We start from the raw sequence: 13,654 nt of genomic DNA on the forward strand, positions 1-13,654 counted from the left end.
GCCGAAGCGCCGATGCCGACGCCGGAACCGACACCGAAGCCCCTGCCGAGGCCGACGCCGAAGCCGACGTCGTAGCCCTGCCCAAGCCGGCGCCGAAGCGCTGCCGAAGCCCGATGTCAAAGCCGGAGTCAAGCCGACCGAAAGTGCCGCGCACCCCCTGGACACCTCCCACCGGATGCGGGATAACGAGATTCATACAGTATTCGTCGACTGTATGCAATGTACGAACGTACCGCGTGAGCCCCTCCAACCCCTACGAAGGGACGGGACTTCGTCATGCCCGACGACACCCAGGACGTGATCTCCGGTGGTCATCTCGTTGCCAAGGCGCTCAAGGCCGAGGGGGTCGACCGCATCTACACCCTCTGCGGCGGCCACATCATCGACATCTACGACGGCTGCGTCGACGAGGGCATAGAAGTCGTCGACGTCCGCCACGAGCAGGTCGCCGCCCACGCCGCCGACGGCTACGCGCGCATCACCGGCAGGCCGGGCTGCGCGGTCGTCACGGCCGGCCCCGGCACCACCGACGCCGTCACCGGCGTCGCCAACGCCTTCCGCGCGGAGTCCCCCATGCTGCTGATCGGCGGTCAGGGGGCGCTCACCCAGCACAAGATGGGGTCGCTCCAGGATTTGCCGCACGTCGACATGATGGCGCCCATCACCAAGTTCTCGGCGACCGTGCCGGACACGGCCCGCGCGGCGGACATGGTGTCCATGGCGTTCCGCGAGTGCTACCACGGCGCGCCCGGCCCCTCCTTCCTGGAGATCCCGCGCGACGTGCTCGACGCCAAGGTGCCGGCGGCGAAGGCACGCGTGCCGCGGCCCGGCGCCTACCGCGCCTCCACCCGTTCGCCCGGCGACCCCGAGGCGGTCGAGAGGCTCGCCGACCTCCTGGTGCACGCCGAGAAGCCGGCCGTCCTGCTGGGCAGCCAGGTGTGGACGACCCGCGGCACCGAGGCGGCCGTCGAGCTGGTCCGCACGCTCAACGTCCCCGCGTACATGAACGGCGCCGGCCGCGGCACGCTGCCGCCGGGCGACCCGCACCACTTCCAGCTCTCCCGCCGGTACGCCTTCGCCAACGCCGACGTCATCGTCGTCGTCGGCACGCCCTTCGACTTCCGCATGGGCTACGGCAAGCGGCTGTCGCCGGACGCGACCGTCGTCCAGATCGACCTCGACTACCGCACCGTCGGCAAGAACCGCGACATCGACCTCGGCATCGTCGGCGACGCCGGACTGGTGCTGAAGTCGGTGACCGAGGCGGCCTCGGGGCGGATCGACGGGGGCGCGTCGAAGCGCAAGGAGTGGCTCGACGAGCTGCGCGCGGCCGAGCAGAGCGCGCTCGACAAGCGGCTGCCGCAGCTGAGGTCGGACGCCTCCCCCATCCACCCGTACCGCCTAGTGAGCGAGATCAACGACTTCCTCACCGAGGACTCGGTGTACATCGGCGACGGCGGCGACATCGTCACCTTCTCCGGGCAGGTCGTGCAGCCCAAGTCGCCGGGCCACTGGATGGACCCGGGGCCGCTGGGCACCCTCGGCGTCGGCGTCCCCTTCGTGCTCGCCGCCAAGCAGGCGCGGCCCGACAAGGAGGTCGTCGCCCTCTTCGGCGACGGCGCCTTCTCCCTGACCGGCTGGGACTTCGAGACCCTCGTCCGCTACGACCTGCCGTTCGTCGGCGTCGTCGGCAACAACTCCTCGATGAACCAGATCCGTTACGGCCAGGCCGCCAAGTACGGCAAGGAGCGCGAGCGGGTCGGCAACACCCTCGGCGACGTCCCCTACGACCAGTTCGCACGGATGCTGGGCGGCCACGGCGAGGAGGTCCGCGACCCCGCCGACATCGGCCCCGCGCTGCGGCGCGCCCGCGAGTCCGGGAAGCCCTCGCTGATCAACGTCTGGGTCGACCCCGACGCGTACGCCCCCGGAACCATGAACCAGACCATGTACAAGTGAGGAGCGCCGGTCATGACCAAGGCCCTCGAAGGCATCCGCGTCCTGGACATGACGCACGTCCAGTCCGGGCCGTCGGCGACGCAGCTGCTCGCCTGGCTCGGCGCGGACGTCGTCAAGCTGGAGGCGCCCTCCGGTGACATCACGCGCAAGCAGTTGCGCGACCTCCCGGACGTCGACTCCCTCTACTTCACGATGCTCAACTGCAACAAGCGGAGCATCACCCTCAACACCAAGACCGAGCGCGGCAAGGAGATCCTCACCGAGCTGATCCGGCGTTCGGACGTGATGGTGGAGAACTTCGGTCCGGGCGCGGTCGACCGGATGGGCTTCACCTGGGACCGCATCCGGGAGATCAACCCGCGGATCGTCTACGCCTCCATCAAGGGGTTCGGCGAGGGCCCGTACACCGGCTTCAAGGCGTACGAGGTCGTCGCGCAGGCCATGGGCGGGTCGATGGCGACCACCGGCTTCGAGGACGGGCCGCCGCTGGCGACGGGGGCGCAGATCGGTGACTCGGGCACGGGTGTCCACGCCGTGGCGGGGATCCTCGCGGCGCTGTTCCAGCGCGAGAGCACCGGGCGCGGCCAGCGGGTCAACGTGGCCATGCAGCACGCCGTGCTCAACCTCTGCCGGGTGAAGCTGCGCGACCAGCAGCGCCTGGCCCACGGCCCGCTCGCCGAGTACCCCAACGACGACTTCGGCGACGAGGTCCCCCGGTCCGGGAACGCCTCCGGCGGCGGCCAGCCCGGCTGGGCGGTCAAGTGCGCGCCGGGCGGCCCGAACGACTACGTGTACGTCATCGTGCAGCCCGTCGGCTGGCGGCCGCTCAGCGAGCTCATCGGCCGGCCCGAACTGGCCGACGACCCCGAGTGGGCGACGCCGGAGGCCCGGCTGCCCCAGCTGAACAAGATGTTCCAGCTGATCGAGGAGTGGTCCTCGACGCTGCCCAAGTGGGAGGTGCTGGAGCGGCTCAACGCCCACGACATCCCGTGCGGGCCGATCCTGTCCACCAAGGAGATCATCGAGGACGCGTCGCTGGCCGCCAACGAGATGGTGGTGCGCGTCCCCCACCCCCAGCGGGGCGAGTTCGTGACCGTCGGCAGCCCGCTCAAGCTCTCCGACTCCCCCGTCGAGGTGAGCGGTTCGCCGCTGCTGGGCGAGCACAACGAAGAGGTCTACGTCGGCGAACTCGGCCTCGGGGACGAGGAACTGCGCCTGCTCAAGTCGAACGGGGTGATCTGACGTGATGGCCGAGGACCGGGTGCTGCGGGTGCGCGCACTGCTCGACGCGGTGCGCGCCGAGGGGCGGACCGCGCTGACCGCGCCCGAGGGCAAGGTGGTCGCGGACGCGTACGGGATCGCCGTACCGGGCGAGGAGCTGGCGCGGGACGTCGAGGAGGCCGTGGCGTCCGCGGCGCGCTTCGGCGGACCCGTGGTGATGAAGATCGTCTCACCGGACATCCTGCACAAGACCGACGCGGGCGGTGTGATCGTCGGGGTCGAGGGGGCCGCGGACGTACGGGCGGCGTTCCACCGCATCGTGGAGAACGCGCGGGCGTACGACGCGGACGCCCGGATCGACGGCGTCCAGGTGCAGGAGCTGCTGCCCCGGGGGCAGGAGGTCATCGTCGGCGCGGTGACGGACCCGACGTTCGGGAAGGTCGTGGCCTTCGGGCTCGGCGGGGTGCTGGTGGAGGTCCTCAAGGACGTCACGTTCCGGCTCGCGCCCGTGGACGCCGACGAGGCGCTGTCGATGCTGGACTCGATCCGGTCGGCGGAGATCCTGCGCGGGGTGCGCGGCGCGCCGGCCGTGGACCGGTGGGCGGTCGCCGAGCAGATCCGGCGGGTGTCCCAACTCGTCGCGGACTTCCCGGAGATCGCGGAGGTGGACCTCAACCCGGTGATCGCGACGCCGGAGGGGGCGGTCGCCGCCGACATCCGGGTCATCCTCGCGCGGTCCGTTCCGAAGCCGCGGCGGACGTACTCGCGCGAGGAGATCCTCACCTCGATGCGCCGGCTGATGCAGCCGTCGTCGGTCGCCGTGATCGGCGCCTCCAACGAGCAGGGCAAGATCGGCAACTCGGTGATGCGCAACCTCGTCGACGGCGGTTTCGCCGGGGACATCCACCCGGTGAACCCGCGGGCCGATGACATCCTCGGCCGCAAGGCGTACAAGAGTGTCACCGACGTTCCCGGTGAGGTGGATGTGGCGGTCTTCGCGATCCCCGCCCGGTTCGTGGCCTCCGCTTTGGAGGAGGTGGGGCGCAAGGGGATCCCGAACGCCGTGCTGATCCCCTCCGGGTTCGCGGAGACCGGCGAGCACGGGCTCCAGGCGGAGATCGTGGCGATCGCCGAACGGCACGGCGTCCGGCTGCTCGGGCCAAACATCTACGGCTACTACTCGACCTGGCAGGACCTGTGCGCCACGTTCTGCACGCCGTACGACGTCAAGGGCGGGGTGGCGCTGACCTCGCAGTCCGGTGGCATCGGGATGGCCATCCTGGGGTTCGCGCGGACCACGAAGACGGGCGTGTCGGCGATCGTGGGCCTCGGCAACAAGTCGGACCTGGACGAGGACGACCTGCTGACCTGGTTCGGCGAGGACCCGCGCACCGAGTGCATCGCCATGCACCTGGAGGACCTCAAGGACGGGCGCGCCTTCGTGGAGGCCGCGCGGGCGACCGTGCCGAGGAAGCCGGTCGTCGTCCTGAAGGCGGGGCGCACGGCGGCGGGGGCGAAGGCCGCCGGATCGCACACCGGGGCCCTCGCGGGCGACGACGCCGTGTACGACGACATCCTGCGGCAGGCCGGTGTCATCCGGGCGCCCGGCCTGAACGACATGCTGGAGTACGCGCGCGCGTTGCCGGTGCTGCCCACCCCCCGGGGGGACAACGTCGTGATCATCACGGGCGCGGGCGGCAGCGGGGTGCTGCTGTCCGACGCGGTGACCGACAACGGCCTCACGCTGATGGAGATCCCGCCGGACCTGGACGCGTCGTTCCGGGCGTTCATCCCGCCGTTCGGGGCGGCGGGCAACCCGGTCGACATCACGGGCGGCGAGCCGCCGTCGACGTACGAGGCGACGATCCGGCTGGGCCTGGAGGACCCGCGCGTCCACGCGCTCGTCCTCGGCTACTGGCACACCATCGTCACCCCGCCGATGGTCTTCGCGGAGCTCACCGCGCGTGTGGTGGCCGAGTTCCGCGAGCGCGGCGTCGTCAAGCCCGTGGTGGCGTCGCTCGCGGGGGACGTGGAGGTCGAGGAGGCCTGCCAGTACCTGTACGAGCGGGGCGTCGTCGCGTACCCGTACACGACCGAGAAGCCGGTGGCCGTGCTCGGCGCCAAGTACCGGTGGGCGCGCGCGGCGGGGTTGTTGGGGGGCGGTTCATGACGTGATCACGGTGCGGGGCCGGCCGACGGTGCGCGTCGGCCGGCCCCGGGACCCAGTGCGCACACGAAAGGCATGGGACAGGGGGCGCTGGCCAGATCTTTCGACGCAAGGGGTGCGACACACATGACAACCACCGACTTCTCGACGTCACTTCCCTACCGGGAGGTGGCGGACCGCAACGGCCGGGTGTACCGGATCGGTGAGACCGACCGGGACATCATGGGACGGCCGCGCTGGACCATGGTGCTCTTCCCGTGGATGGGCATGCTGGGCATCAGCTCCTCGGAGTACGCGTTCACCTCGGCCGAGGACACCCTGCACGAGGCCCACCTGTGGAACAGCGGGCACATCTTCTGGCTGATGGGCGTCTGGGTCTTCTTCCAGGCGGCCGTCGCCTTCCCCGCCGGGCAGCTGCGGGAGAGCGGCAGGCTCCCCGCCCGGTACGCGATGATGCTGGGCGCGCTGGGCACGGTCTGCGGCTATCTGTCGCTGGCGTTCGCGCCGCACGTGATCGTCGCCTACATAGGCTTCGGCATGTTCAGCGGCATCGGCGCCGGCCTCGTCTACGCGACCTGCGTGAACATGGTCGGCAAGTGGTACCCGGAACGCAAGGGCGGCAAGACCGGCATGGTCAACGGCGGTTTCGCCTACGGCTCGGTGCCCTTCGTGTTCCTGTTCACCTCGTACATGGACCTGGGCAACTACCAGGGCGTCCTGGTGACGGTCGGTCTGATCTGCTGCTCGGTCGTCGCCGTCGCCGGCTGGTTCTTCAAGGACCCGCCGAAGAACTGGTGGCCCGCGCACGTCGATCCGCTCCGGATGACCGACGACCCGAAGATCCGCCGGGCGCTGGAGAAGAACCCGCCGGCGGTCAAGCAGTACACCCCGAGGGAGGCTTCCCGTACCCCCGTCCTGTGGATGATGTGGTTCTGTCTGCTGTGCACGGCCGGCATCAACATCTTCGGCATCGCCTTCCAGGTGCCGTTCGGCAAGGACATGGGCTTCGCCGGCGGGATCGTGGCCACGGCGATGTCCCTGAAGGCGATCGTCAACGGCACCGGGCGCGGGGTGATCGGCTGGATCTCCGACCGGTTCGGCCGCCGCAACACGCTGATCATCGTCTGTCTGGTGCTCGGCACCGCCCAGTTCGGGGTGCTGGTCTCCGGGCAGATGGGCAGCATGCCGTTCTTCCTGTTCTGCTCCATGGTGTCCGGCTTCGGGGGCGGCGCGATCTTCCCGCTGTTCGCGGCCATGACGGCGGACTACTTCGGGGAGAACAACAACGCCTCCAACTACGGGATGGTCTACAGCTCGAAGCTCATCTCGGGTCTCGTGGGTTCCGGCATGGGCGCGGTCGTGGTCGGCGCGTGGGACTACGAGGGCGCGTTCGTGATCGCCGGCTCGATCGGGCTGGCCTCCGCGGTGCTGGCGCTCTTCCTGAAGGCCCCGGGCCGGCCGCAGGCCCGCAAGGTCGTCCCCAACCCGCAGCCGCTCGGGGAGGAGACCGCGTGACATGACGTACGGTCCCGTCGCGAACGGACCGCCGGCGGACCCCGTCGCCGCGCACCGTCCCCACCACCGGTCCGGCTGAGACCGGCACGGCCGTTCCCTCGAGGCGGCCCTCCCCCGGGCACGGGGAGGGCCGCCTCGAGGGCGTCGGCACGGGCGGGGGCCCGCCCGCGAGGCGTGTAGCCCGGCGGGCGGGGGCCCGTCCGCCGGGCTATGCCTCCTGGCGGGCGTGGTACGAGCGGCGCGTGTGCTCCGTGTGCTCGCGCATGAGCCGGGTGGCGCGCTGTTCGTCGCCGTCCGCGATGGCGGCGATGAGGTCGCGGTGCTCCTCCCAGGACTGCTGTCCGCGCTGCCGGGCGACGGGCGTGTAGTACCAGCGGACCCGCCGGTCGACCTGCGCCGCCAGTTCGGCGAGGACCGCGTTGCCCGCGAGTTCCATCACCTTGGCGTGGAAACGGGCGTTGAGGGCGACGGCGGCGTCCACGTCGTCGGAGGCGACGGCTCCCATGCCCTGGGCGAGCAGTTCGTTCAGGGCGTCGACGCCGGCCGGGTCTGCGTGCGCGGCGGCGAGCCGGGCCGCCTCGGCCTCCAGCAGGGTGCGCACGGTGAGGAGCTGGTCGGCCTCCTCCTCGGTGGGCACGTGCACGAACGCGCCCTGGGCGGGCCGCAGGTCGACCCACCCCTCGGTGTTCAGCCGTTGCAGGGCCTCGCGCACGGGCTGGCGGGAGACGCCGAGGTGCCCGGCGAGTTCGCTCTCGACGAGGTGCTGGCCGGGTTGCAGGGCGCGGGTGGTGATGAGTTCGAGCAGGGCTTCGTAGACGCGCTCGCGCAGCGGGCCGGGGCGTTCGAGCCTGGGCACCGCACCCTGCGGCAGTCCTGTCGACAACATCGTCGGTCCCCCTCCTGGGCAGCGCCGGGGCCGGCGGCCGGAAAGCCAGTATCGATTGTCTTTCGTCTACAGTCTACGGCTCACTGTAGCCAGGGCCGGGAACAGTCGCCCTCGTCACACCGGGCCGTGCGCCCCTCGGTGGCGGCCCCCCGCGCTCACGGGCAGCGCACGACCTGCCCGGCGTACGACAGGTTCCCGCCGAAGCCGAACAGCAGCACGGGGTCGCCGGTGGAGATCGCGCCCTGCTCGACCAGCTTGGAGAAGGCGAGGGGGATGCTGGCGGCGGAGGTGTTGCCGGAGTCGGTGACGTCCCGGGCGACGACGGCGTTCACGGCGCCGATCTTCGCGGCGAGGGGTTCGATGATGCGCAGGTTCGCCTGGTGCAGGACCACGGCGGCGAGGTCCGCCGGGGTGAGTCCGGCGCGCTCGCACGCCTCGCGGGCGAGCGGGGGCAGCCGGGTGGTGGCCCAGCGGTAGACGCTCTGTCCCTCCTGGGCGAACCGGGCGGGCTGCCCCTCGATGCGCACCGCGTGTCCCATCTCGGGCACCGATCCCCACAGCACGGGGGCGATGCCGGGCTCGGCGCCGGCCGGACAGGCCTCGACCACGGCGGCGCCGGCCCCGTCGCCGACGAGGACGCAGGTGGTGCGGTCGGTCCAGTCGGTGACCTCGGACATCTTGTCGGCGCCGATGACCAGCGCCCGGCTCGCGGCGCCCGCCCGTACGGTGTGGTCGGCGGTGGCCAGCGCGTGGGTGAACCCGGCGCACACGACGTTGACGTCCATGGCGGCCGGGCTCGGCACGCCCAGGCGGGCGGCGACCCGGGCGGCCATGTTGGGTGAGCGGTCGACGGCGGTGGAGGTCGCGACCAGCACCAGGTCGATGTCGGCGGGCGTGAGCCCGGCGGCCGCAAGGGCCTTGGCGGCGGCGTGCGCGGCGAGCTCGTCCACGGGTTCGTCGGGGCCGGCGATGTGGCGCGTGCGGATGCCCACCCGGCTCCTGATCCACTCGTCACTGGTGTCGACCAGGCCCGCCAGGTCCTCGTTGGTGAGGATCCTCGCGGGCTGGTAGTGGCCGACGGCGGCGATGCGCGAGCCAGTCATTGGGTGATCCCCTCGGTGCCTCGGGTAGCGGGATCCACCAGTCTGATCAGTGACTCACGGGTACGAGGGCGCGTGAAGCGACAGGAAACGGGCGTCCGGGTTGTCGGCTTCCCTATAACCGTCGGACACCCGATCAGTCCATCCCCCGAACGGGCGACGGTCGGCCGCCGCCCGCCGCCCGCTGCCCGCCGCCCGCCTACCCGGTGAACAGCTGCGTCGCCTTGCGTACGAGCTCGTAGAGGCCGTAGGCGAGGGGCGCCCCCACCCACAGCCACACGAAGGCGACCAGCGGCAGGGGGGTCCCTCCGTCCGGGCGGGGTCCGGAGCCGGGGAGGTCAGGCGGACTCGGGCTGCTGGGGCTGGGCTCGGGCGGCATCGGCGGCCTCTCTCGGGGCGGGGACGTGGTGGTGGCGGGCGTGGACGGGCCGGACGAGTTCGTTGGCGACGAAGCCGACGGCGAGCAGCCCGATCATGATGAACAGGGACAGGGTGTAGAGGGACGCGCCGTGCCGGCCGGCCTCCTCCTGCCGGTCGGCGATCCAGTTCACGATCAGCGGGCCGAGGACGCCCGCGGTGGACCAGGCGGTGAGCAGCCGCCCGTGGATCGCGCCGACCTGGTAGGTGCCGAACAGGTCCTTGAGGTAGGCGGGGATCGTGGCGAAGCCGCCGCCGTAGAAGGAGAGGATCACCAGCGCGCACAGGACGAACAGCGGCTTGGAGGAGTCCCCGAACAGGGCGATCAGGGCGTACATCAGGGCGCCGACGCCCAGGTACACGCGGTAGACGTTCTTGCGTCCGATCAGGTCGGAACTGGACGACCAGCCGATGCGGCCCGCCATGTTGGCCGCCGACAGCAGGGCGACGAAGCCGGCCGCGGCCGTCACGGAGACGGGGGTGGAGCTGTCGGCGAAGAAGTCCGTGATCATCGGGGCGGCCTTCTCCAGGATGCCGATGCCGGCGGTCACGTTCGTGCAGAGCACGACCCAAAGGCACCAGAACTGGGGGGTGCGCACGGCGCTGCGGGCCGAGACCTGCACGCCTCGCGGGGCGCCCGCCCCGGCGCCGGCGGCCGGCTCGGCGGCCCGCGGGACGCGCACCAGCAGCACGCCCAGGGTCATGAAGACCGCGTACGCCAGCCCGTGGACGAGGAAGGCCAGCGCGATCCCGGAGGGGTCGGCGCCGAACGACTCCAGCATCTGCGCCGACCAGGGGGAGGCGATGAGCGCGCCGCCGCCGAAGCCCATGATGGCGATGCCGGTGGCCATGCCGGGCCGGTCCGGGAACCACTTGATCAGGGTGGAGACGGGTGAGATGTAGCCGATGCCCAGGCCGATGCCGCCGACGAAGCCGTAGCCGAGGACGATCAGCCCGTACTGCTCGGTGGCGGCGCCGAGCGCGGAGATCAGGAAGCCGGACGAGAAGCAGACCAGGGCGACGGTCATCGCCCAGCGCGGGCCGTTGCGTTCGACGAGGGTGCCGCCGAACGCGGCGGACAGGCCGAGCATGACGATGGCGAGCTGGAAGGGCAGCGCGCTCTGGGTGCCGGTGAGGCCGAGCGCGGACTCCAGCGGTGGCTTGAAGACGGACCAGGCGTAGGCCTGCCCGATGGAGAGGTGGACCGAGAGCGCGGCCGGGGGGACGAGCCAGCGGCTCCAGCCGGGCGGTGCGACGGGGGGACTCATGAGTCCGGAACGGTAGGAAGGATTCCGGCAGTTGAGAAGGAGGCGCGTCGGGCGGGTGCGGTGAGCGGTACCCCGGGTGCGCCGAACGGTCGGACCGGCCGGTTTCCAAGCTTTCCCCAGGTGCTGCGCCGACCCTTGCCGCCCCTACCGCCATACTGTAGACAATATTCAGTCGACAGCGTTCGGCAGTTCCTCGGTACCCTCGACCGAACGGAGCTCCACCGTCATGAAAGTCGCAGTCCTCGGCGCCGGTGCGATCGGCGCCTACGTCGGTGCCGCGCTCCATCGCGCCGGCGCCGACGTGCACCTCGTCGCCCGTGGACCGCATCTCGCGGCCATGAGGCGGCACGGGGTGCGGGTGCTCAGCGAGCGGGGCGACTTCACCGCCCGCGCCCACGCCACCGACGACCCGGCCGAGATCGGCCCGGCCGACTTCGTCCTCCTGGGCCTCAAGGCCCACTCGTACGCGGCGTGCGGGCCGCTGATCGAGCCCCTGCTGCACGGCACCACCGCGGTGGTCGCCGCCCAGAACGGCATCCCCTGGTGGTACTTCCACCGGCACGGCGGACCCCACGACGGCCACCGCGTCGAGAGCGTGGACCCGGGCGGCGCGGTCAGTGCGGTGCTCGCGCCCGAACGGGCCGTCGGCTGCGTGGTGTACGCCGCCACCGAACTCGAAGCCCCCGGCGTCGTACGGCACTTGGAGGGCACCCGGTTCTCCGTCGGCGAGCCCGACCGCAGCGTCTCGGCGCGCTGTCTGGAGTTCAGCGGGGCCATGACGGCGGGCGGGCTGAAGTGCCCGGTGGAGCCCGACCTGCGCAACGACATCTGGCTCAAACTGCTCGGCAACATCTCCTTCAACCCGATCAGCGCGCTCGCCCGCGCGACCATGCGGCAGATGTGCCTGCACGGCGGCACCCGGCGGGTCATCGAGACGATGATGCGCGAGACGCTCGCCGTCGCCGAGGCCCTCGGCTGCGAGGTGGGCGTCTCCATCGAGCGCCGGCTCGCGGGCGCGGAGCGCGTCGGCGACCACCGCACCTCCACGCTCCAGGACCTGGAGCGCGGCAAACCGCTCGAACTGGACGTCCTCCTCGCGGCGGTCGTCGAGTTGGCGGAGATCACCGGCGTGGAGGTGCCCACCCTGCGCACCGTGCACGCCATCTCGGACCTGCTCGCGCTGAGGAGCGCCGCATGAGGAAACGCGACCGGACCCCCAAGACCTACGCCCGGCTCACCCACCCGCTCGTCCGCGACTCCCGCGACGAGCCCTTCCGGCAGGCGAGCTGGGAGGAGGCGCTGGACCGGGCGGCGCGCGGCCTGGCCGCCGCGCGCGGCGCGTTCGGCATGTTCTCCTGCGCCCGCGCCACCAACGAGATGAACTACGTGGCGCAGAAGTTCGCCCGGGTCGTCATGGGCACCAACAACGTCGACTCCTGCAACCGGACGTGTCACGCGCCGAGCGTCGCCGGTCTGTCGGCCGCGTTCGGCTCCGGCGGGGGGACGTCGTCGTACGAGGAGATCGAGCACACGGACGTCATCGTGATGTGGGGCTCCAACGCCCGGTTCGCGCATCCGATCTTCTTCCAGCACGTGCTGAGGGGCATCCGCAACGGCGCCCGGATGTACGCGGTCGACCCGCGGCGGACGTCCACCGCCGAGTGGGCGGAGAGCTGGCTCGGCCTCGACGTCGGCACCGACATCCCGATGGCCCACGCGATCGGCCGCGAGATCATCCACGCCGGTCTGGCGAACCGGACGTTCATCGAGCGGGCGACCAGCGGCTTCGAGGAGTACCGGGCGCTGGTCGAGCCGTGGACGCTGTCGCTGGCCTCGAAGGTGACGGGCGTCCCGGCCGCCGCGATCCGGGAGCTGGCGCACGCCTACGCCCGGGCCGAGCGGGCCCAGTTGTGCTGGACCCTCGGCATCACCGAGCACCACAACGGCACCGACAACGTCCGCGCGCTGATCAACCTCTCCCTGCTCACCGGGCACGTGGGGCGCCTCGGCTCGGGACTCCAGCCGCTGCGCGGCCAGAACAACGTGCAGGGCGGCGGCGACATGGGCGCCATCCCCAACCGCCTGCCCGGCTTCCAGGACATCCTCGACCCCGACGCCCGGCTGAAGTTCGAGACGGCCTGGGACACCGTCATCGAGCCGCACTACGGGATGAACCTGACGGAGATGTTCGAGGCGATGGAGGAGGGCTCGCTGAGGGCCGTCTACTGCATCGGCGAGAACCCGGCGCAGTCGGAGGCCGACAGCGAGCAGGCCGTACGGCGGCTGAACGCCCTCGACTTCCTCGTCGTGCAGGACATCTTCCTCACCAGGACGGCCGAGCTGGCGGACGTCGTGCTGCCCGCCACCGCGGGATGGGCGGAGACCGAGGGCACGACCACCAACAGCGAGCGGCGGGTGCAGCGCGTGCGCCGCGCCGTGACGCCCCCCGGCGAGGCGCGCGAGGACATCGACATCCTCTGCGACCTGGCGGCCCGGCTCGGCCACGACTGGAAGTACGCCGACGCCGAGACCGTCTGGAACGAGCTGCGGTCGGTCTCCCCGGACCACTACGGCATGACGTACGAGCGGCTGGAGGAGCACCAGGGCATCCAGTGGCCGTGCCCGAGCACCGAACGGCTCGAACCGACCTTCCTGCACGGCCGGTTGTGGGAGTCCGAACCCGCACAGCGCGGCCCGCGGGCGCCGTTCGGGCTCGTGCGGCACGATCCGCCGGTCGACCTGACCGACGAGGAGTACCCGGTCCGGCTCACCACCGGCAGGCGGCTGGACTCCTACAACACCGGGGTGCAGAGCGGGGGTTACGCCTCCCCGCTGCGGCGCGGCGAGTTCGTCGAGCTGTGCCCGGAGGACGCGGAGCGCTTCGGTGTCGCGGTCGGCGAACGGGTGCGGGTGACGTCCCGGCGCGGATCCGTGGTGGCGCCGGTGTGGATCGACACCGCGCTGCGGCCCGGACTGGCCTTCATGACCATGCACTTCCCGGACGAGGTGGACACCAACCGGCTGACGATCGAGGCGAACTGCCCGATCGCGGGGACGGCGGAGTTCAAGGCGTCGGCGATCCGGATCGAGAAGCTCCCGGCCCCGAACGGTGTGAGGTGAC

10 protein-coding genes are annotated in these 13,654 nt (G+C 71.4%); 6 read left to right on the plus strand and 4 right to left on the minus strand.

Going from position 1 to position 13,654, the window contains the following annotated elements:
• Nucleotides 1–276: 276 nt before the first annotated feature.
• From ACFYWQ_RS09840 to ACFYWQ_RS09855, 4 genes are all read left to right on the plus strand, one after another.
• The gene (locus tag ACFYWQ_RS09840; RefSeq protein WP_389514557.1) at nt 277–1,959 is read left to right on the plus strand and encodes a thiamine pyrophosphate-binding protein; all 1,683 of its coding nucleotides are present in this window, start codon (nt 277–279) and stop codon (nt 1,957–1,959) included.
• A 12-nt stretch (nt 1,960–1,971) separates the two neighbouring features.
• Complete coding sequence (gene frc, locus ACFYWQ_RS09845) at nt 1,972–3,201, plus strand: formyl-CoA transferase (protein ID WP_389514559.1); 1,230 nt, start codon at nt 1,972–1,974, stop codon at nt 3,199–3,201.
• Between the two features lie 4 nt (nt 3,202–3,205).
• The gene (locus ACFYWQ_RS09850; RefSeq protein WP_389514561.1) at nt 3,206–5,350 is read left to right on the plus strand and encodes an acetate--CoA ligase family protein; all 2,145 of its coding nucleotides are present in this window, start codon (nt 3,206–3,208) and stop codon (nt 5,348–5,350) included.
• A gap of 123 nt (nt 5,351–5,473) precedes the next feature.
• Nucleotides 5,474–6,862, plus strand: coding sequence for an OFA family MFS transporter (locus ACFYWQ_RS09855; RefSeq protein WP_389514563.1), 1,389 nt, complete (start codon nt 5,474–5,476; stop codon nt 6,860–6,862).
• A gap of 208 nt (nt 6,863–7,070) precedes the next feature.
• On the opposite strand, the gene ACFYWQ_RS09860 is transcribed toward ACFYWQ_RS09855, so the two are convergent.
• The 4 genes from ACFYWQ_RS09860 to ACFYWQ_RS09875 all read right to left on the minus strand — a co-directional run bounded on the left by ACFYWQ_RS09860 (nt 7,071) and on the right by ACFYWQ_RS09875 (nt 10,533).
• Complete coding sequence (locus tag ACFYWQ_RS09860) at nt 7,071–7,748, minus strand: GntR family transcriptional regulator (protein WP_389514565.1); 678 nt, start codon at nt 7,746–7,748, stop codon at nt 7,071–7,073.
• Nucleotides 7,749–7,903: 155 nt separating this feature from the next.
• Nucleotides 7,904–8,851 carry a beta-ketoacyl-ACP synthase III gene (locus tag ACFYWQ_RS09865; protein ID WP_389514567.1) on the minus strand — a complete coding sequence of 316 codons (948 nt, stop codon included), beginning with the start codon at nt 8,849–8,851 and terminating at the stop codon, nt 7,904–7,906.
• Between the two features lie 196 nt (nt 8,852–9,047).
• Nucleotides 9,048–9,227 carry a hypothetical protein gene (locus ACFYWQ_RS09870; protein ID WP_389514569.1) on the minus strand — a complete coding sequence of 60 codons (180 nt, stop codon included), beginning with the start codon at nt 9,225–9,227 and terminating at the stop codon, nt 9,048–9,050.
• Nucleotides 9,187–10,533, minus strand: a complete 1,347-nt coding sequence (locus tag ACFYWQ_RS09875) for an OFA family MFS transporter (RefSeq protein ID WP_389514570.1) — start codon at nt 10,531–10,533, stop codon at nt 9,187–9,189. Before ACFYWQ_RS09875 ends, ACFYWQ_RS09870 begins: the two co-directional genes overlap by 41 nt.
• A gap of 226 nt (nt 10,534–10,759) precedes the next feature.
• On the opposite strand from ACFYWQ_RS09875, the gene ACFYWQ_RS09880 reads away from it, so the two are divergent.
• Together ACFYWQ_RS09880 and ACFYWQ_RS09885 are read left to right on the plus strand one after the other, a co-directional pair.
• Nucleotides 10,760–11,731: a 2-dehydropantoate 2-reductase gene (locus ACFYWQ_RS09880; RefSeq protein WP_389514572.1), complete on the plus strand. Its 972-nt coding sequence runs from the start codon at nt 10,760–10,762 to the stop codon at nt 11,729–11,731.
• Complete coding sequence (locus tag ACFYWQ_RS09885) at nt 11,728–13,653, plus strand: molybdopterin oxidoreductase family protein (protein ID WP_389514573.1); 1,926 nt, start codon at nt 11,728–11,730, stop codon at nt 13,651–13,653. The genes ACFYWQ_RS09880 and ACFYWQ_RS09885 overlap by 4 nt, the downstream gene beginning before the upstream one ends.
• The last annotated feature ends 1 nt before the right edge of the window (nt 13,654 follow it).

Origin of the sequence: Streptomyces sp. NPDC003247, assembly GCF_042888135.1 — a bacterium.
Lineage (GTDB): Bacteria > Actinomycetota > Actinomycetes > Streptomycetales > Streptomycetaceae > Streptomyces.